Genomic DNA, 3461 nt, shown 5'->3' with positions numbered 1-3461 from the left:
TATTATTAACAAATTCAGAAACTTATCTTTTTCAAGGTTTATTATCTTGTTCCCACGCTCTGCGTGGAAACATCTTCCGGATGCTCCGCGTCCACGAGTGAACGCAGAGCAGTCCAAAATACGCTCTGTCCCGCCCGGGCGGGACAGAGCGTGGGAGCAAAGAACATTCCCAGGCTGGAGCCTGGAAACGAGGGAACCGACCTGGGGACAGTCCCTGCCACACATTGCCTGCACAAAGACAACAATTATAAACGAGAGACAGTACTTAGCGTGGGACAGTCCCCAGTCACGCCCAAGGCGTGAGTGCCTGTAATCATCACAGAGGATCCCCTGAATGCTTACGGGTTTTACGAGCCGGTGTACCTGCCTCTGCCAATAGGTTCTGCATGCTGAATTTAAAAAAATCAAGCTGTTTATCTACGAGTGCTTTCGGGGGATATTTGTTTGATTTTGTTTTAGGCGCTTAATGAAAATTTCAAACCAACATGTTGATCGTTAAGAAAATATTTTGCTTGCATGTCTGTCTTATCGCTCCCACGCTCTGCGTGGGAGCGTATCTGGACCGCTCTGCGGTCATGGGTGGACGCGGGGCGTCCCGAAGATGTTCCCACGCAGAGCATGGGAACAATTCGTAAGCGTTAAATTACTTGCATATGATTACTCATTTTAATAGAATGCAACTTATGACCAGCTTGGCCCGCCAAAAGACAACCCTATTGCAAAAAAGGATTGGCCGTGTCCACCGACAAAGATATTTCATCCACTGAAAAGCTTTTAAACGTTATCCGCAAAGGCCCCGGTCCGGTCAAATCCGTAAGCAATACTGCTTCAAAACCAGCAGGTGCGAAAAAAAATCTCCGTTCACCATCCAAAGCCCTGCTTCCTTTCAAGGCCAGAGATGTGGTGGGGGTGGAAATACAGGAAAGTCGGCTGAATCTGGTAAGAATGTCCGGGTCTGGTCACAAATGGAAAGCTTTGCAGGGATTATCGGCCGGGATTCCACCTGAAACGCCCCTGGACAGCAATGAATTCAAAGACTTTCTCAAAATACAGCTTCAGACGCTTGAGAGAGTGAAAAAGGCCCGGATCTGGGCCTTGCTGCCCTCCTCCAGGGGAGTCATATGGCATGTCAAGGTTCCACTGGTTAAAAAAAATCTGGCTAATGCAGTATATTGGACCGCAAAAAGAGAACATCATTTTGAAGAAGACAAAGTGGTTTTTGACTTCAAGGTTCTGGGTGAGGTTGCTGACAAAGGAACTAAAAAGTACTGGGTCATGGTTTATACCATTCCCAGTGAAGATGTCAGTCAGTTAAAAAAGGTGTTTTCCAGCGCCGGCTTTAACCTTGAAGGCATTACCCTGTCTTCATTCGGGCTGCAGAATCTTTTTGTCAGCAAATGGTATGATTCAGGCGGCCATCCTTATGCGGTACTTCACATTGATCAGCATAAATCCACTATTGATATCCATGATAAAAATGACCATCTCATGTTGAGCAGGGTTATCAAGACCGGGCTGGAAAGCATGGTAAACGCTTTGATGCAGGAAGAAAACACCGGCATGCAGGAAATAGAGGTACCGGCAGATCTTCCGGGGAAGTCCGCTGAAACTGGTATGAAACTAGATAGAGAGCATGCCCTGAAACTAATTGCCGGCCTGGAAAACAGCATTGATCCGTACCAGCATGATGATCCAGGACAGCAACTTCCGCCGGATAAGGTAATGAATATTATTGCTCCGGCTATAGAAAGGCTGGCCAGGCAGGTTGAAAGGACTATTGACCATTCAGTAAATGTCCTGGGCAATCCTGCTCCGGCCAGAATTTATCTCTGTGGACGTCTGTCCCCGGCTGAACAGGTAGCTGCTTTTTTTCAGGAAGAGCTGGGAATTGAAACCCTCACTCTGGACCCCCTTAATCCATCTATGCCGAATGTTTCGCCAGTGCTCAACTCCCTTGGCAGGTCAGAACGAATTTTGCTGACCCCGGCAACAGGCGTGGCCATGTCGGACAACAGTTATACCCCCAACTTTCTGAACACTTCCAGCGACAGGAGAAAAAAAAGAATACTGAACCGCAATGCCTCTTTAGTTGCGGCAGGTGTAACAGCTGTTTTTCTTTTTGCCGGAGGGTATTGGTTGCACCTGGACAACACCATGGAACAGGCCAGGCAGCAAATCAACAGCCTCAACCAGCAAAAGGCTGAATATGCCCCCCTGGTGGACCAGGAAATGATCCATGAACTGACGGAACAACTCCGTCATGAGGCATCGATACTGCAGGATTACAGTCGAAAATTCATCCCTGTGGCTGCCTTAAATGACGTGACAGATGCCACGCCGGCCAATGTGAATCTTGTAAGTGTCCGTCTGGAAAGAGGTTCTCCAGGATCTCCGCTGGACGGAAGGCTTGTTCTGGATGGTTTTATAATCGGTGAGGAAAGACATTTGGGTACTTATTTGACCAGCTATATAGACAGTCTGCGCAGATCTCCTTTGTTTATGGAGATCATGGTGCAGGACAGGACCCTGCGCGATCTGGGTCCGCAAGGCCAGTTGATGAACTTTGTTATCAATATCAACCTGGAGCAGGTTTAATATGGGCGGATTGGACCAGGCTGGGCTTTCGCGCAGAAGTATGGGATTGTTGTTTATTGGTGTTGTTGCCCTGGCATTAATTGTACTGTTTTTTATATTACCTCTCAGGTCAAATGTCATCAGCCTGCAGTCCGAGGTTGACGAACTCAGGGCCAGGATCCAGGAGCAGCAAATCCTGCAGCCTATTTATGTGGACCTCTTGGCAAGACTTGATGATTCCACTGGTAAACAATTTGCATTAGAAGGACTGGACAGGGATTTTCTTCCTCTGGAGATTATGGATGCACCTGAAAAACTGGAGGCCATGGCCGAAAATGCAGGCCTCCGGCGGTACACTTTTTACCCGGTACCGGAATCATTGACTGACAACAGCCAGGTGCTGCTGCTTGAAGGAGGGCTCATTGGAGCGTACCCTGACTTCAGATCATTTCTGCTGGAACTGCTTGCCTGGGACAACTTCAATCGCCTGGAACTGCTTGAAGTTCGCGGCAGGAAAGAGGGAACCGAGTTTGAGATCCTGATATGGCTTAATATCGGCTGAGATTTACAGGCTGACATTGTCATATGCCTGAACCTCGCAGCCTTGTTTTGCAAAACATTTTTAACCCTACAGCGAAACTTATAAATTGGCTTCTGGGGACTGGCTCTTTTGTCGCCGATTTTTTGGAGCAATGGCAAGTTGTCAACCGGCAAAAGTGCCTGTCCCCAATTGAGATAGGTTATAATAATTTTATAAGTTTCGCTGTAGCACTACAGCGAAACTTATTTATTGACCTCCGGGGACTGGCTCTTTTGCCGCCGAATTTTTGAAGCATTTGCAAATTAGCAACCGGCAAAAGTGCCTGTCCCCCATTGAGATACCATAC

The 3461-nt window shown here is 47.7% G+C and carries 2 protein-coding genes; both read left to right on the top strand.

Annotation, left to right across the window (positions count from 1 at the left end):
- The first annotated feature begins 735 nt into the window (after positions 1-735).
- Positions 736-2595 (top strand): hypothetical protein, encoded by a 1860-nt coding sequence (locus QZP87_RS14255; protein ID WP_291323591.1) that lies wholly within the window; start codon positions 736-738, stop codon positions 2593-2595.
- A gap of 1 nt (position 2596) precedes the next feature.
- The gene (locus tag QZP87_RS14250; protein WP_291323590.1) at positions 2597-3136 is read left to right on the top strand and encodes a hypothetical protein; all 540 of its coding nucleotides are present in this window, start codon (positions 2597-2599) and stop codon (positions 3134-3136) included.
- The last annotated feature ends 325 nt before the right edge of the window (positions 3137-3461 follow it).

The sequence above is a fragment of the Desulfonatronospira sp. genome (genome assembly GCA_003563255.1).
Lineage (GTDB): Bacteria > Desulfobacterota > Desulfovibrionia > Desulfovibrionales > Desulfonatronovibrionaceae > Desulfonatronospira.
The sequence above is the reverse complement of the archived record's forward strand: the minus strand, read 5'-3'. Positions and strand labels throughout refer to the sequence as shown.